This window comes from Nonomuraea sp. B10E15, assembly GCF_039871615.1.
GTDB lineage: Bacteria > Actinomycetota > Actinomycetes > Streptosporangiales > Streptosporangiaceae > Nonomuraea.
The window spans coordinates 1-13,961 of sequence record NZ_JBDPMB010000022.1; the positions used below are offsets into that span (position 1 = coordinate 1).

Below are 13,961 nucleotides of genomic sequence, written 5' to 3' on the forward strand. Positions count from 1 at the left end.
TACTCACCCGTTCGCCGCTCGAGTACCCCGAAGGGCCTTTCCGCTCGACTTGCATGTGTTAAGCACGCCGCCAGCGTTCGTCCTGAGCCAGGATCAAACTCTCCAAAAAAGGTCTGAACCCAACTAAAAAAAAGGAATCCATCAACCGACAAACGTCGATCAACGGGGTTGTGCATCATGCACTGGCTTTTAACACACTGTTGAGTTCTCAAGAAACGCACGCGTACATCCCCGCTGGAATCTTTGACCGACTCCAACGTGGAGGCTCACACTTCGTTTCCTCTAGATTACCCTATTCGGACGATTCTTGTCAAACCGCCCGATCCGGGATCTTCCGGACGTGCCCCGCTTGGAGGCAACCCTGCTAACTTACTCCAACATCCGGCCGTTGTCCAACCGCGTGGCCGGACCGCCCGAAAGTCGGGGTTGATCAGAGGGGTGTCGGGGTTGACTGCCCCGCCTCAAAAACTGTAGCAGCCCCGGCGGGGTCGAAGGTCCGTTCTCAGGTAACGAATAGACCTTCCCTTCGGGGCCGCGGTTCAAACCCCGAGCCGGGCGAGCTGTGCCTCGAGCCGTGCGATGTCGGCTGACGCCTGCTCGGCACGGCCCCGCACCTTGGCCACCACGTCGTCCGGTGCCTTGGCCATGAACTGCTCGTTGCCCAGCTTGGCCGCCACCTGCGCGGCCTCCTTGCGTGCGGCGGCGAGGTCTTTCTCCAGCCGCTTACGCTCGGCCACGACGTCGATGGCGCCCGCGGTGTCGATCTCCACGGACACCTTTCCGACCGTGAAGCGCGCCGTGGCACTGAACGACTCCGGCGGCGCCGTGAGGCGCAGCAGCGCGCGGATCGCCGTCTCCTGGCCGGCCAGCGGCGTGCCGGCCAGCCCGAGGCGGGCGGCCACCTTCTGGCCGGGCTTGAGCCCTTGATCGGAGCGGAACCTGCGCACCTCGGTCACCAGCTCCTGCAGCGCGCCGATCTCGGCCTCGGCCGCGGCGTCGGTGTAACGGCCGTCGGCCTTCGGCCACGACGCCACGACGACGGACGCGCCGCCGGTCACGGCCCGCCACAACTCCTCCGTCACGAACGGCACCAGCGGGTGCAGCAACCGCAACAGCGCGTCGAGCACGTGGCCGAGCACGAGCCGGGTGTGCTCCCGGCCCTCACCGAGCTGGATCTTGGCCAGCTCGAGGTACCAGTCGCAGACTTCGTCCCAGGCGAAGTGATAGAGCAGGTCGGAAGCCTTGGCGAACTCGAACTCCTCGAACGCGGCGTCAACGGCCGTGACGACCGACTGCAGGCGCGAGAGAATCCACCGGTCTGCCGGGGTCAGCTCGGCGTCGTCGAGGGTGCCCACGGTGGCGCCGTTCATCAGGGCGAACCGGGTGGCGTTCCAGATCTTGTTGCAGAAGTTGCGGGAGCCCGCCGCCCATTCCTCGCTCACCGCGACATCGGCACCGGGGTTGGCGCCGCGCAGCAGGGTGAACCGGGTGGCGTCGGCGCCGAAGCGCTCGATCCAGTCGAGCGGGTCGACCACGTTGCCGAACGACTTGGACATCTTCTTGCCGTACTGGTCGCGGACCATGCCGTGCAGCGCGACGACGCGGAACGGCGGCTCGCCGTCCATGGCGTACAGGCCGAACATCATCATGCGCGCGACCCAGAAGAACAGGATGTCGTAACCCGTGACCAGAACGGAGGTCGGGTAGAAGCGCTGGAGCTCGGGTGTCGAGTCGGGCCAGCCGAGGGTCGAGAACGGCCACAGCCCTGAGGAGAACCAGGTGTCGAGGACGTCGGAGTCCTGGGTGTAGCCGGCGGGCGGCTCCTCGTCGGGGCCCACGCACACGACCTCGCCACCAGGGCCGTACCAGACCGGGATGCGGTGGCCCCACCAGAGCTGGCGGGAGATGCACCAGTCGTGCATGTCGTCGACCCAGTCGAAGTAGCGCTTGGCCAGCTCGGGCGGGTGGATGCGGGTGCGGCCGTCGCGAACGGCGTCGCCAGCGGCCTTGGCCAGCGGCGAGACGTTGACGAACCACTGCAGCGACAGCCGGGGTTCGACCACGGTCTTGCAGCGCGAGCAGTGACCGACCGAGTGCAGGTAGGGTCGCTTCTCCGCGACGATGCGGCCTTCGGCACGCAGGGCGGCGACCACGGCGGGCCGGGCCTCGAAGCGATCGAGCCCCTGGAAGGGCCCGTGCGCGGTGATCACGCCGCGCTCGTCCATGACGGTCAGCGACGGCAGCGAATGGCGCCGCCCGATCTCGAAGTCATTGGGGTCGTGGGCGGGGGTCACCTTGACCGCGCCGGTGCCGAACTCGGGGTCGACGTGCTCGTCGGCGACCACAGGGATCATGCGGCCGGTGAGCGGCACCTCCACGAGCGTGCCGATCAGGTGCGCGTAACGCTCGTCGGAGGGGTGCACGGCCACGGCCGTGTCACCGAGCATGGTCTCGGCGCGCGTGGTGGCGACCACGATCTCGTCGGAGTAGCGGATCGAGATGAGCTCGCCTTCGTCCTCGCTGTGCTCCACCTCGATGTCGGACAGCGCGGTCAGGCAGCGCGGGCACCAGTTGATGATGCGCTCGGCGCGGTAGATCAGCCCGTCGTCGAACAGCTTCTTGAAGATCGTCTGCACGGCCCGCGAGAGGCCGGGATCCATCGTGAACCGCTCGCGTGACCAGTCGACGCCGTCTCCGAGCTTGCGCATCTGGCTGAGGATCCGGCCGCCGGACTCCTCCTTCCACTCCCAGACCCGCTCGACGAACGCCTCGCGGCCCAGGTCGTGGCGTGACAAGCCCCGCTTGGCCAGCTCGCGCTCCACGACGTTCTGGGTGGCGATGCCGGCGTGGTCCATGCCCGGCAGCCACAGGGTCTCGTGGCCTTTCATCCGCGCGTGTCGCGTCAGCGCGTCCTGGACGGAGTGGTCGAGCGCGTGCCCGATGTGCAGGACGCCCGTCACGTTGGGCGGCGGAAGGACGATGCTGTACGGCTCGCGTGTGCTGCCCGGGTCGGCTCGGAAGTAGCCTTCGGACACCCAGCGCTCATAGCTCCGGGTCTCGACGTCGGCCGGTGTGTATTGAGTAGGCAGCTCTGGCGTTGTCACAGTGACCAATTCTAGGGAGGCGGGAAAGCGGAACGCCCCATGGTTCGCGACCACGGGGCGTCCGGTGTGAACGGCTGCGGCTCAGGCCGACTTTTCGCGCGGCGTGCGCTGCTGCTTGGCGGCGAGCTGGTCGCGCGGGACGAGAGTCGGGATCGCGTGTTCCAGCACCGACTCGCGGGTGATGACCACGCGGGCGACATCCTGCCTGGAGGGCACTTCGTACATGACGGACTGGAGCACCTCCTCCAGGATGGCGCGCAGCCCGCGGGCGCCGGTGCCGCGCAGGATGGCCTGGTCGGCGATGGCCTCGAGGGCGCCGTCGGTGAACTCCAGCTCGACGCCGTCGAGCTCGAGAAGCTTGCGGTATTGCTTGACCAGCGCGTTGCGGGGCTCGGTGAGGATCTGGATGAGCGCCTCGCGGTCGAGGTTGTGCACCGAGGTGATGACGGGCAGGCGGCCGACGAACTCGGGGATCATGCCGAACTTGAGCAGGTCTTCCGGCATCACGTCGCCGAAGACGTCGGCGGTGTCGACCTCTTCCTTCGACCGGATGATGGCGTTGAAGCCGATGCCCTTCTTGCCGATGCGCGACTCGATGATCTTTTCCAGACCCGCGAAGGCACCGCCGCAGATGAACAACACGTTGGTCGTGTCGATCTGGATGAACTCCTGGTGGGGGTGCTTGCGGCCGCCCTGCGGAGGCACCGAGGCCGTGGTGCCCTCCAGGATCTTCAGCAGCGCCTGCTGCACACCCTCGCCCGAGACGTCGCGCGTGATCGACGGGTTTTCGCTCTTGCGGGCGATCTTGTCGACCTCGTCGATGTAGATGATGCCGGTCTCGGCCTTCTTCACGTCGTAGTCGGCGGCCTGGATGAGCTTGAGAAGGATGTTCTCGACGTCCTCGCCGACGTAGCCGGCCTCGGTCAGCGCGGTGGCGTCGGCAATGGCGAAGGGCACGTTGAGCATCTTCGCCAGGGTCTGCGCCAGCAGCGTCTTGCCCGAACCCGTCGGCCCGAGCAACAGGATGTTGCTCTTGGCGAGCTCGAGGCCGTCGTCTCTGCCCCGGTCGCCGGACTGCACCCGCTTGTAGTGGTTGTAGACCGCCACCGAAAGAGCCTTCTTCGCCTTGTCCTGACCGATGACGTAGGCGTCGAGGAACTCGTAGATCTCCCTCGGCTTGGGCAGGTTGTCCCACTTGAGCTCGGAGGACTCGGAGAGCTCCTCCTCGATGATCTCGTTGCAGAGATCGATGCACTCATCGCAGATGTAGACGCCTGGACCGGCAATGAGCTTCTTGACTTGCTTCTGGCTCTTTCCACAGAACGAGCACTTCAGCAGGTCTCCCCCGTCGCCGATGCGTGCCACCCCAGATACTCCTTTGCGTGGGACCGCCCTGCTCACGCGAGCAGTGTCTCCGGACATCCTCCGGACTAGGCCGAACCGCTCAGGTTTCGACGTTACCGTCTTCTGGGCCCTCAGTGAGCCCCCTAGCGGCGAGTCGCACCGGAACGTGCCCTCTTGGGCAGCGCTCCGGCGCGTCACGTCTCGTCTAGGAAGCCACGGCCTGAGCTCGCTTCTTCCTGGACGGGATGATGTCGTCGATCAGACCATACGCCTTCGCCTCGTCCGCGTTGAGAATTTTGTCGCGTTCGATGTCCTTGCGGATTTCAGCGGAGGACTTGCCCGAGTGCCTCGCCACGATGTCCTCGAGGAGGGAACGCATGCGAAGGATCTCGCGGGCCTGGATCTCGATGTCGCTGCCCTGGCCGCCGCCCTCGGTGGACGGCTGGTGGATCAGCACCCTGGCGTTGGGCAGCGCGAACCGCTTGCCAGGGGTGCCGCCGGCCAGCAGCACAGCCGCGGCGGACGCGGCCTGGCCGAGGCAGACGGTCTGGATCTCCGGCCGGACGAACTGCATCGTGTCGTAGATCGCCGTCATGGCCGTGAACGAGCCGCCGGGCGAGTTGATGTAGATGCTGATGTCACGGTCGGGGTCGAGTGACTCCAGCGTCAGCAGCTGGGCCATCACGTCGTTGGCCGACGCGTCGTCGATCTGCACTCCGAGGAAGATGATGCGGTCCTCGAAGAGCTTGTTGTACGGGTTCATCTCCTTCACGCCGTAGGACGTGCGCTCGACGAAGGAGGGGAGAACGTAACGGCTTTCGATGTTCATGTCAGCTCCCCTAGGAGACCGGGCCCTGCGTGGGCACCTGCCGTGCGCTGCGCACCACGTGGTCGATGAAGCCGTAGTCCTTGGCCTCTTCGGCCGTGAACCAGCGGTCGCGGTCGGAATCGGCCTCGATCTGCTCGAGTGGCTGCCCGGTGTGGTGGGCGATCCGCTCGGCCAGCGTCTTCTTCACGTAGAGCATCTGCTCGGCCTGGATGGCGATGTCTGCGGCGGTGCCGCCGATGCCGCCGGAGGGCTGGTGCATCATGACACGGGCGTGCGGCAGGCCGTAACGCTTGCCTCGGGCGCCGGCGGACAGCAGGAACTGCCCCATCGACGCGGCCATACCCATAACGACCGTGGATACGTCGTTAGGGACGTATTCCATCATGTCGTAAATCGCCATACCCGCACTTACCGAGCCACCCGGCGAGTTGATGTAGAGCGTGATGTCGCGGTCGGGATCGTCGGCCGCGAGCAGCAGCAGCTCTGCGCAGATGCGGTTGGCGATCTCGTCGTTGACCTCCTGCCCGAGAACGATGATGCGCTCGCGAAGCAGGCGCTGGTAAAGCTGGTCCTCAAGCCGGAAGGCGGAGCCGTTCTCACGGCCTCGAGACTCAGGCTGATAGAAGGTCGGCGGGCTGGTCACAGCGTCACCTTCCGATGCGTCGTAATCGATGGGCTTTGCTTGTGACCCTAACGCCCCCGGCCCACAGGTCATGCCCGGTCCCCCGTACTGTTCGCTGACGGCGCAGGTTCGAGCGAATGGTTGCCTGTTACGCTTCTTCGGCTTGTGCGGTCTTCGTCCCCTGGTGAGGCAGCACGCGTACGGCGGCCTCTCTCAGACGTCCTGAGAGGGCGTGCGCCGCGCGACGAGCGCCGGCCCGCCGTCCGCGGGGGCCGCGGGTCCTCCTGGCGCCTCACAAGCCGTCTGAGCGCTCCGGCCCGGGCCGGAGGGCGTCCGGTCACGACGTCCGGTCACGACGGAGCCCCCGGACCGGCGGGTCCAGGGGCTCCGGTTGGCTCGGAGCGTCAGGCGTCGGCCTTCTCGCCGTCGGCCTTCTCGCCCGAGGCGTCCTCTTCCTCGACGGCCTCGCCACCGTTGATCTCGCTGTAGATGCCTTTGAGGTCGACCTCGTTGCCCTCGGTGTCGACCACCTTGGCGGCGTCGCCGAGCACGGACTTGGCCTTGTCACGGACGATCTCGACCATGGCCAGCGTGAGCTGGTCGTTGTCGGCGAGGTGCTTGGCCAGTTCGTTGGGCTGCACGCCCATCTCCATGGCCCGGCGGACCACGAAGTTGGTCAGCTCCTGCTCGGAGACGCCCAGCTCCTCGGCCTTGACGATCTTGTCGAGCACGAAGCCGACCTTGATCGCCTTGGCGGCGCTGGACTCGAACTCGGCGAAGCGCTCCTCCTCCGTCGTCTGGTAGAGGCGGAAGAAGGCGTCACGGCTCAGGCCGCTCTCGGCCACCTGGTGGTCGAGGTTGTGCTTGCGGGCGTCGACCTCGGCCTTGAGCGCGCTGTCGGGGAGCGGGATGTCGATCTTGTCGAGCACGGCGTCGAGCGCCTTGTCGCGCGCCTGCACGACCTGGTCGATCAGCTTGTTGCGGCGAGCCTGCTCGCGGATGCTGGCCTGAAGCTCCTCAAGCGTGTCGAACTCGCTGGCGAGCTGGGCGAACTCGTCGTCGAGCTCGGGCAGGACCTTCTCCTTGACCGACTTGACGTTGATGATCACGTCTGCTTCCTCGCCGGCGTTGTCACCGCCGACCAGCTCGGTCTTGAAGCTCTTCTCCTCACCCGCGGACATGCCTTCGAGCGCGGCGTCGAGGCCCTGCAGCACGGAGCCGGCGCCCACCTCGTAGGACACCTCGCTGGCCTGCTGCTCCTCGATGTTCTTGCCGTCGATCTCGGCGCGCAGGTCCATGACCACGAAGTCGCCGTTGGCGGCGGGCCGCTCGACGCCGGTGAGCGTGGCGAACCGCTGGCGCAGCGCGTCGAGCTGGGCGTTGACGTCGTCGTCGGAGACCTCGGCGGAGTCGACCGTGACCTCGACGCCCTGGTATTCGGGGACCTCGAAGTTGGGCCGGATGTCGACCTCGGCGGTGAACTCGATCTGCTCACCGTCGTCGATCTTCGTGACCTCGATGTCCGGCTGGCTGACCGGGAACACGTCGACCTCGTCGACGGCCTGGCCGTAGAGCTTGGGCACCGCGTCGTTGAGGGTCTCCTCCAGCACTACCGCCCGGCCGAAGCGCTGCTCGATGATGCGGGCCGGAACCTTGCCAGGCCGGAACCCGGGGACGCGCACCTGCTGCGCGACCTTCTTGTATGCCGCATCCATGCTGGGGCGCAGCTCGTCGAACGGCACCTCGACGGTGAGCTTGACCCTGGTCGGGCTGAGCTCCTCGACAGCGGTCTTCACGGAATGGTCTCCTTGATCAAGCTACGAGTGATCGCGGGCGCGTCTCATCGGTTTCGGCTCACGCGCCGCGCCCACATGAGCGGTGTCGGGCATGCTCCGCCACGGCGGGATCCAACGCCGACTGCCAGTCTAGGGCAGATGCACACCCGACAACGACGTCACGACTCTCAGAACTCGTCCGCGATCGTCCGCAACAGCTCGATCGTCTCGTCCGGGGTGGTGCTCACGGCGCACAGCCGCTCCATCACCTCGGTGTATCGGTCCACGTCCTCGCGCTTGTCGAGGTAGAGCGCACTGGCGAGTTGCTCGACGTACACGACGTCCGGCAGGTCGCTGTCGGGGAAGCGCAGGATGCTGAACGCTCCGCCCTCCGCGCTGTGCCCCCCGAAGCTGAACGGCATGACCTGGATCGTGATGCTCTGCTGGCGCATCAGCTCGATCAGGTGCTCGATCTGGGCTCTCATCACCTCGGCGCCGCCGATGGGCCTGCGTAACGCGGCCTCGTCGATCACCGCCCAGAAGATGGGCCCGTCGGGTTTGTCCAGGATCCGCTGGCGTTCCAGCCGGAGGTCCACCCGTCTGGCGATCTCCTCGGCTCCGATGCCCGCCGCCCCGGCGGTCACCACGGCCCGGGTGTACTCCTTGGTCTGCAACAATCCCGGCACGAACTGGACCTCGTAGGTCCTGATCCTGGCGGCGGCCTCCTCCAGGCCGACGTACGCCTGGAACCAGGTGGGCAGGACGTCGTTGAACCGGTGCCACCAGCCCGGTTCGTTGGCGGTGGCGACCAGGTCGAGCACGGCGGAACGGGCCTGCGCGTCCACGACTTTGTACAACGTGAGAAGGTCCGCCACGTCGCGTTCCTTGAACCCCACCCGGCCCAGCTCCATGCGGCTGATCTTGGATTCGGAGCCCCGGATGAGGTGGCCCGCCTCCTCGCGGGTGACGTTGTTCGCTTCCCTGAGCTTGCGCAGTTGGGAGCCCAGGAGGATGCGCAGCGCCGTCGGCCCGGAACCCGGCTGGTTCTGCGTCACTTGCTTCCTCCTATCAAGGTCCGCACACACAGTGACACCACATCGCCACGTATGACAAGGTCTCAACCTCGTGTCCGATTCGGCGGCCGTAATCCTGACGCCGCTTGCTCCTGCACAATGCAACTGCACGTGCATTTGGGTCTTGCAGCGACCCGGCCGCGTGACCCATCATGGGTTAGTGCATATTGGGCCAAACATGCACTAACGAAGGTTCAACGGGGAGGTATCGGCAGCATGGTGGAGGATCCGCTGGCCACTGCCGATTGCCTGCAGATCACCCGCGAAGTCGGTTTCGAGCACCTTCTCATGGGCGGGAAGCCGTACACGACCTCGTGCCCGCTGCCCTTCCAGGCCGACTCGGTCAAGACCGCCAGAGACGTGACCCGCTCGACGCTGCGCGGCTGGGGCCTGCACGACCTGAGCGACGACGCCGCGCTGGTGGTGTCGGAGCTGGTGACCAACGCCATCAGGTACGCGATGTACGCGCGCGGGGGGCGGGGCATCGAGCTGCTGCTCATGCGGGTCGCACCGCACGTGTTGCTGGCGGTGGCCGACCCGAGTGACGAGGTGCCGCGGCCCAAGGAGCCCGACTTCATCTCCGAGAACGGGCGCGGCCTCTACATCGTCGAAACGTACAGCCAGTGCTGGGGCTGGGACCCGCTGGCGAGCGGCGGCAAGGCCGTCTGGGCGCTCTTCCACGCTGACGCCCCTTAGAGACCCTTCAGTTCCCGCACGACCCCCTTGACCTGCTTCCATGCATGGTCATGCGCTCCTGCATGCGCATCGGCGTGACCAGAGCACTATATTGGTCATGAGTCATCAGTCATGGGAGTCGGACATGCGAGGCGAGCACGACGGGCGGGCCGACCGGATCCTCGACGCGGCCAAGGAACTGCTGCTGCGCTGGGGATACCGGCGGGTGACGATCGACGAGATCGCGAAGCTGGCCGCAGTCGGCAAGGGCACCATCTACCTGCACTGGCGCACGCGCGAGCAGCTGTTCTTCGCCGTGGCGGCCCGCGAGGCGGTCGCGATGCTGGACGCCGTGGCCGCGGCCATGCGAGCCGACCCCGACGAGATCATGCTGCACCGCTACATGCGCAGGTTCTTCCTGGAGGCGATGGGCCGGCCGGTGCTGCGGGCCCTCTTCACCAGGGACGCGGAGACGCTCGACAAGTTCCTCTCCAGCCCGGCGAGGAAACCGCTGGAGGGCGCCAAGCTGATCGCCTCGCGCGACTATCTGCGGGTGCTGGCCGGGCACGGGCTGCTGCGCGCCGGGCTGCGTCCTGAGGATCTGGACTACTCGCTGCCGACCATCGTGTTCGGGTTCTTCGCGATCGAACCGCTGCTGCCCGCCGACGTGACGCTCGGGCTGGAGGAGAAGGCCGGGCATCTGGCCGACACCCTGCGCAGGACCTTCGAGCCCGAGCGGCCGTCCGCACGCGAGCCCGCCGCCGCAGAGGTCGTCGAGATCTTCGAACGACTCTCCCATGACTTCAGGGACGCCGCCTACGGAGGCAAACATGGATCATGACATCGACGGGCTGCACCACGTCGGCCACCTCGTCCGCGACATGGACCAGGCGCTGGACCGCTACCGGCGGCTCGGGTTCAGCCTGCCTGGCCCGGCCTATCCGGTGCTCGGCGAGCCTCCCGAGCCGTTCGGCGTGGGCAACACGCACGCGTACTTCCCCGGCAACTTCGTCGAGCTGGTCACGGTCGCGGGATCCGGGCGGGTGCCGGGCGACGCCAGGCTGATCCCCCTGAAAGCTCCCTCGGAGCGGCTGACCGCGCTCAAGGAGGCCGTCCGCGGCACCGCGGCCAACCTGGAGGCCTGCCTGCGACGTTTCGAGGGCGTGCACATCCTGATGTTCGACGCGCAGGACATCGACGGGGCCGCCGCGCGGCTGGCGGCGGCCCGCGTCGGGCACGGCGGCGTCCACGCCGCGCAACGCCCGGTCGAGACGGCGGACGGGACCCGGATGGAGCCCGTCCGCTACCTGGAGATCGACAGCATCGAGCCCGGCCGGGTCCCCGAAGGGCGGGTCGGGCTGGCCGCCAACGACCGCGCCTCGGCCGGCATCAGCCACCCCAACGGCGCGCACGGGCTGGTCGAGTGCGTGCTGTGCGTGGCCGACGACGCGCTCGACGAGGCCGAGCGGCGTTACGAGCGTTACCTGGGGCGTACGGCACGGCGGGACGGGCCCGTGCGCGTGTTCGAGCTCGGAGGAGAGGCCAGGGTCACGCTGGCCGCCGCGTCGGGACTGGACGAGCTGCTGCCCGGCGAGAGCGCGGCGGCGCTGCCCGGCTTCGTGGCCTACGCGGTCGGCGTGAACGACGCCGCGCGAACCGAACGCCTCCTGCGCGCCGGAGGCATCCCGCTGGGCAGGACCTCCGCGGGGGAGCTCGTCGTGCCCGCCCGCGCGGCGTTCGGCGCCGCGATCATCTTCCGTGAGACCGCCCGCCCCTAGTCGCCCTTTGCGCCGTCGATGCGCTCGCGTAGCAGGTCGGCGTGGCCGTTGTGGCGGGCGTACTCCTCGATCATGTGGACGAGGATCCAGCGGTGGGTGCAGTCGGCGCCCCTGTGTTCGCCGGCGGCGTCCAGCGGCGCGGCGGCCGAGATGGCGCGGGCCAGCTCGATCTCCTCCCGCCACGTGGCGAACGCCTCCTCGACGGAGGCGGTGTCGACCTCGTTGAAGTCGGCGTCGTTGTCGCGGTCTTTGTCCCACAGCTTGGGGATGTCCTCGCCGTTCAGCACACGACGGAACCAGGAACGCTCCACGTGCGCCATGTGCCTGACCAGGCCCAGAAGGGACAGGGTGGAGGGCGGCGCCGAACGGAGGCGCAACTGCTCGTCCGTCAGGCCGGCGCACTTGACGGCGAGCGTGCCGCGGTGCCACTCGAGCCAGGTGTCGAGGATGCTTCGCTCGTCGCCGGCCCGGGGTGGAGGAACGCGGGTGTCGGCATTGGTGTCGGTCACGCGGCCAGACTCTACCCGGCGGCCACCTCGGGCCGCGGCCGAGCCTGGAGGAGGCGGGACGCCGCCGCGCGCACGGTGTCGTCCCTGACGGTGGCGACGAAGTCGTCCGGCGTGTCACCGCACAGGTGGCTCAGCCCTGGGGTCTCCTCCAGGAGGGACCGGATGAGCGCTCGCTGGGACGTCAGGCGGCGGGGGCGGCGGCCGGCGTCCATGAGGCACCCGTGCTTGCCCGCGTAGACGAAGGCGGGCGGGAAGTGCAGACCCGGCTCCAGCGTGAGCGGGTGCGCGAGCGTGGTCCTCGTGTAGTTGGGCTCGGTGAGGTCGAGGGCGGCCAGCTGCCGCTCGTCCAGCCAGAGCACGAACAGCCTGGACGTCTCGCCGGGCGCCTCGATCGGCGCGGCGGGCACGTAGCCCGCCCTGCTCACATGGGCCGAGACGCCGGGGGCGACGCCCGGCACGTCGGCGAGCGTCATGGGAACGACGCCGCACACCCCGCGGTCGAGGAACTTCCTGCGCACCTGGCTCGGCGCGGCGTTGGATCCGACGGCGACGACGCGGTGACGAGCCGACAGCGGCCGGCAGCCCCGGTGTGCCAGCAGTGCGCTGAGCGGCTCGCCGGCCGCGCGCCACTCCCCCGGGCTGCTGCCCGCCGGCTTGAGCGGCGCGTACGCGTCGTCGAGCAGGACCCCGGAGGTTTCCGGGATCCGGCCTGGATAGGTGAGGGGGCGGGAGATCGGGTCGTCGTCGAACAGCTTCAACATGTCCTTGCCCGTGACGGGGGGCGGGCTTCACAGTCTATTTACCGCCGGGTGACGACCGTCCACAGCCGGACCGTACTCCGCCTGCGCCCCCAGGCGATCACGGCGCAGAGCACGAGCGTCGTCAGGGGCATCACCACGCCGCCACCCGACACGAACGACTCGGTCAGCGTCGCGCCCGCCATCAGCCCGACGAACGCCAGACCCGCCAGGCCGGCCAGCCGCGGCACGAACAGCGCCACCGCCCCCGCCACCTCCAGCACGCCCACCAGGACGCGGAACCAGTCTCCGAACCCGATGGCCTCGAACGTGGACCTCGCCGGCTCGACGTTCGAGAACTTCCCCATGGCCGACATCAGGAAGACACCGGCCACGACAACCTGGAGGAACCAGAGGACGGCGGAGAGGACGCGCCCGCCGGCCGCCGTACGATCGGCCTTGCTCTCTGTGGTGGTCACGGCGTTCTCCCCTGTCGATCGGCTTCCTGCTTCGACGCTAGGGGCGGACGCGGCCGGGGAGAATCGGCCTGGCTACCCGGAAGGGGTGCACGTAGATGCACCCCTTCCGGGAGCCGGTACGTACGAAGGCCGCTCACCGATCCGGTGTGCGGGCAGCGTGGCGATCACCTCGGTGCCGGGAGCGGTCCCGCCGGAGGCATGTCCTGACCCGATCCTTCCTCCGGGCCATGAACGCTACACATACTGGAGTCGTCGCTGATTCCGGCGAAGAGTTGAGTCGCTCCCACCCGCTGCTGGACGGAGTAGTCCCGATGAGAACCGGCCTCGTCTCCGCGGCTGTCGCATTCGCGCTTGTCGCCTCACTCGCCACCGGGTGCCGTTCGGAGTTCCTTCCCAGCGAATCGCGTGTAGCTCCAGAACTCATCGCTGACCTGCGAGGTACGGGAAGGGTGCTGGCGGCCACCACGACCGAGTGGTACTGGGACGGCCTCACCGAGATCACGGACATCCTCGTGGTGGACGTCGGTGGGTCGAGCTTCCGTGAGGCCCTCGACAGGGCACTGGGCATCCTTCGAGCGCGCGGATGGAAGGCTGAGAACCCGCCGAACCTTTGGCGTACACACTTGAAGTCGGACACATGGGTCAACGTATACATCGCAGTTGAGCCGCTGATGAGCTACGACGTTGCGACTTCAGATGGGTTCAACGAACCACTCGATGCGTCCAACATGATTCTTTTCAAACGCCTGTCTGAGCAGAACACGTCCGGACATCTGGTGGTCTTGGAAGCGGAACGCCGGACGGCCACGTGAGGAGGTGCTGGCGGCCGGCCGCCCCGCCGTGGCATCGAACGGCTGCATGAGCAGACGGAAGCTGTTCCGGACGCGGGCGGGAACAATCACGGGGCGCACCGAAGCGTCGGACGATGATGATCGCCATTGGCGAGGCCACAGCAGCACAGCCGTGACCGAAGCTTGTCCACCGCAAGCAGATTCGACCTCTCGTGCAGTCCGGAGCTCTCGCCATGGACCGTATC

The 13,961-nt window shown here is 67.6% G+C and carries 13 protein-coding genes and 1 rRNA gene; 4 read left to right on the plus strand and 10 right to left on the minus strand.

The window, feature by feature from the left end; genetic code table 11:
- The 7 genes from ABGB14_RS39495 to ABGB14_RS39525 form a co-directional block, all read right to left on the minus strand.
- Positions 1–109, minus strand: a 16S ribosomal RNA gene (locus ABGB14_RS39495); the annotation flags it as partial.
- Positions 110–539: 430 nt separating this feature from the next.
- A complete protein-coding gene (locus tag ABGB14_RS39500) occupies positions 540–3,104 on the minus strand; it encodes a valine--tRNA ligase (protein WP_347648984.1) in 2,565 nt (854 codons plus the stop codon).
- A gap of 81 nt (positions 3,105–3,185) precedes the next feature.
- Positions 3,186–4,469: an ATP-dependent Clp protease ATP-binding subunit ClpX gene (clpX, locus tag ABGB14_RS39505; RefSeq protein WP_132516300.1), complete on the minus strand. Its 1,284-nt coding sequence runs from the start codon at positions 4,467–4,469 to the stop codon at positions 3,186–3,188.
- A gap of 184 nt (positions 4,470–4,653) precedes the next feature.
- Entirely contained in the window at positions 4,654–5,277 is a 624-nt protein-coding gene (locus ABGB14_RS39510; protein WP_132516299.1) for an ATP-dependent Clp protease proteolytic subunit, read from the minus strand.
- 10 nt (positions 5,278–5,287) lie between these two features.
- Positions 5,288–5,920 carry an ATP-dependent Clp protease proteolytic subunit gene (locus tag ABGB14_RS39515; RefSeq protein ID WP_132332989.1) on the minus strand — a complete coding sequence of 211 codons (633 nt, stop codon included), beginning with the start codon at positions 5,918–5,920 and terminating at the stop codon, positions 5,288–5,290.
- Positions 5,921–6,303: 383 nt separating this feature from the next.
- On the minus strand, positions 6,304–7,695 hold the full coding sequence (tig, locus tag ABGB14_RS39520; protein WP_347648985.1) for a trigger factor: 1,392 nt from the start codon (positions 7,693–7,695) through the stop codon (positions 6,304–6,306).
- 167 nt (positions 7,696–7,862) lie between these two features.
- The gene (locus tag ABGB14_RS39525; RefSeq protein ID WP_347648986.1) at positions 7,863–8,729 is read right to left on the minus strand and encodes a helix-turn-helix transcriptional regulator; all 867 of its coding nucleotides are present in this window, start codon (positions 8,727–8,729) and stop codon (positions 7,863–7,865) included.
- Positions 8,730–8,963: 234 nt separating this feature from the next.
- Here ABGB14_RS39525 and ABGB14_RS39530 point away from each other — a divergent pair, with 234 nt between their 5' ends.
- The 3 genes from ABGB14_RS39530 to ABGB14_RS39540 all read left to right on the plus strand — a co-directional run bounded on the left by ABGB14_RS39530 (position 8,964) and on the right by ABGB14_RS39540 (position 11,200).
- Entirely contained in the window at positions 8,964–9,443 is a 480-nt protein-coding gene (locus tag ABGB14_RS39530) for an ATP-binding protein (RefSeq protein ID WP_347648987.1), read from the plus strand.
- A gap of 97 nt (positions 9,444–9,540) precedes the next feature.
- Positions 9,541–10,263, plus strand: a complete 723-nt coding sequence (locus ABGB14_RS39535) for a helix-turn-helix domain-containing protein (protein WP_347648988.1) — start codon at positions 9,541–9,543, stop codon at positions 10,261–10,263.
- On the plus strand, positions 10,253–11,200 hold the full coding sequence (locus ABGB14_RS39540) for a VOC family protein (RefSeq protein WP_347648989.1): 948 nt from the start codon (positions 10,253–10,255) through the stop codon (positions 11,198–11,200). The genes ABGB14_RS39535 and ABGB14_RS39540 overlap by 11 nt, the downstream gene beginning before the upstream one ends.
- Here ABGB14_RS39540 and ABGB14_RS39545 read toward each other — a convergent pair.
- Genes ABGB14_RS39545 through ABGB14_RS39555 form a run of 3 tightly spaced genes read right to left on the minus strand, consistent with a single transcriptional unit; the run spans position 11,197 to position 12,925 of the window.
- Positions 11,197–11,709, minus strand: a complete 513-nt coding sequence (locus tag ABGB14_RS39545; RefSeq protein WP_347648990.1) for a DinB family protein — start codon at positions 11,707–11,709, stop codon at positions 11,197–11,199. The two genes, ABGB14_RS39540 and ABGB14_RS39545, sit on opposite strands and share 4 nt — an antisense overlap.
- A gap of 11 nt (positions 11,710–11,720) precedes the next feature.
- Entirely contained in the window at positions 11,721–12,470 is a 750-nt protein-coding gene (locus ABGB14_RS39550) for a hypothetical protein (protein ID WP_347648991.1), read from the minus strand.
- A gap of 38 nt (positions 12,471–12,508) precedes the next feature.
- The gene (locus ABGB14_RS39555; protein ID WP_347648992.1) at positions 12,509–12,925 is read right to left on the minus strand and encodes a DoxX family protein; all 417 of its coding nucleotides are present in this window, start codon (positions 12,923–12,925) and stop codon (positions 12,509–12,511) included.
- A gap of 311 nt (positions 12,926–13,236) precedes the next feature.
- Between ABGB14_RS39555 and ABGB14_RS39560 the strand changes: the two genes are divergently transcribed.
- The gene (locus ABGB14_RS39560; protein WP_347648993.1) at positions 13,237–13,737 is read left to right on the plus strand and encodes a hypothetical protein; all 501 of its coding nucleotides are present in this window, start codon (positions 13,237–13,239) and stop codon (positions 13,735–13,737) included.
- Positions 13,738–13,961 lie beyond the last annotated feature (224 nt).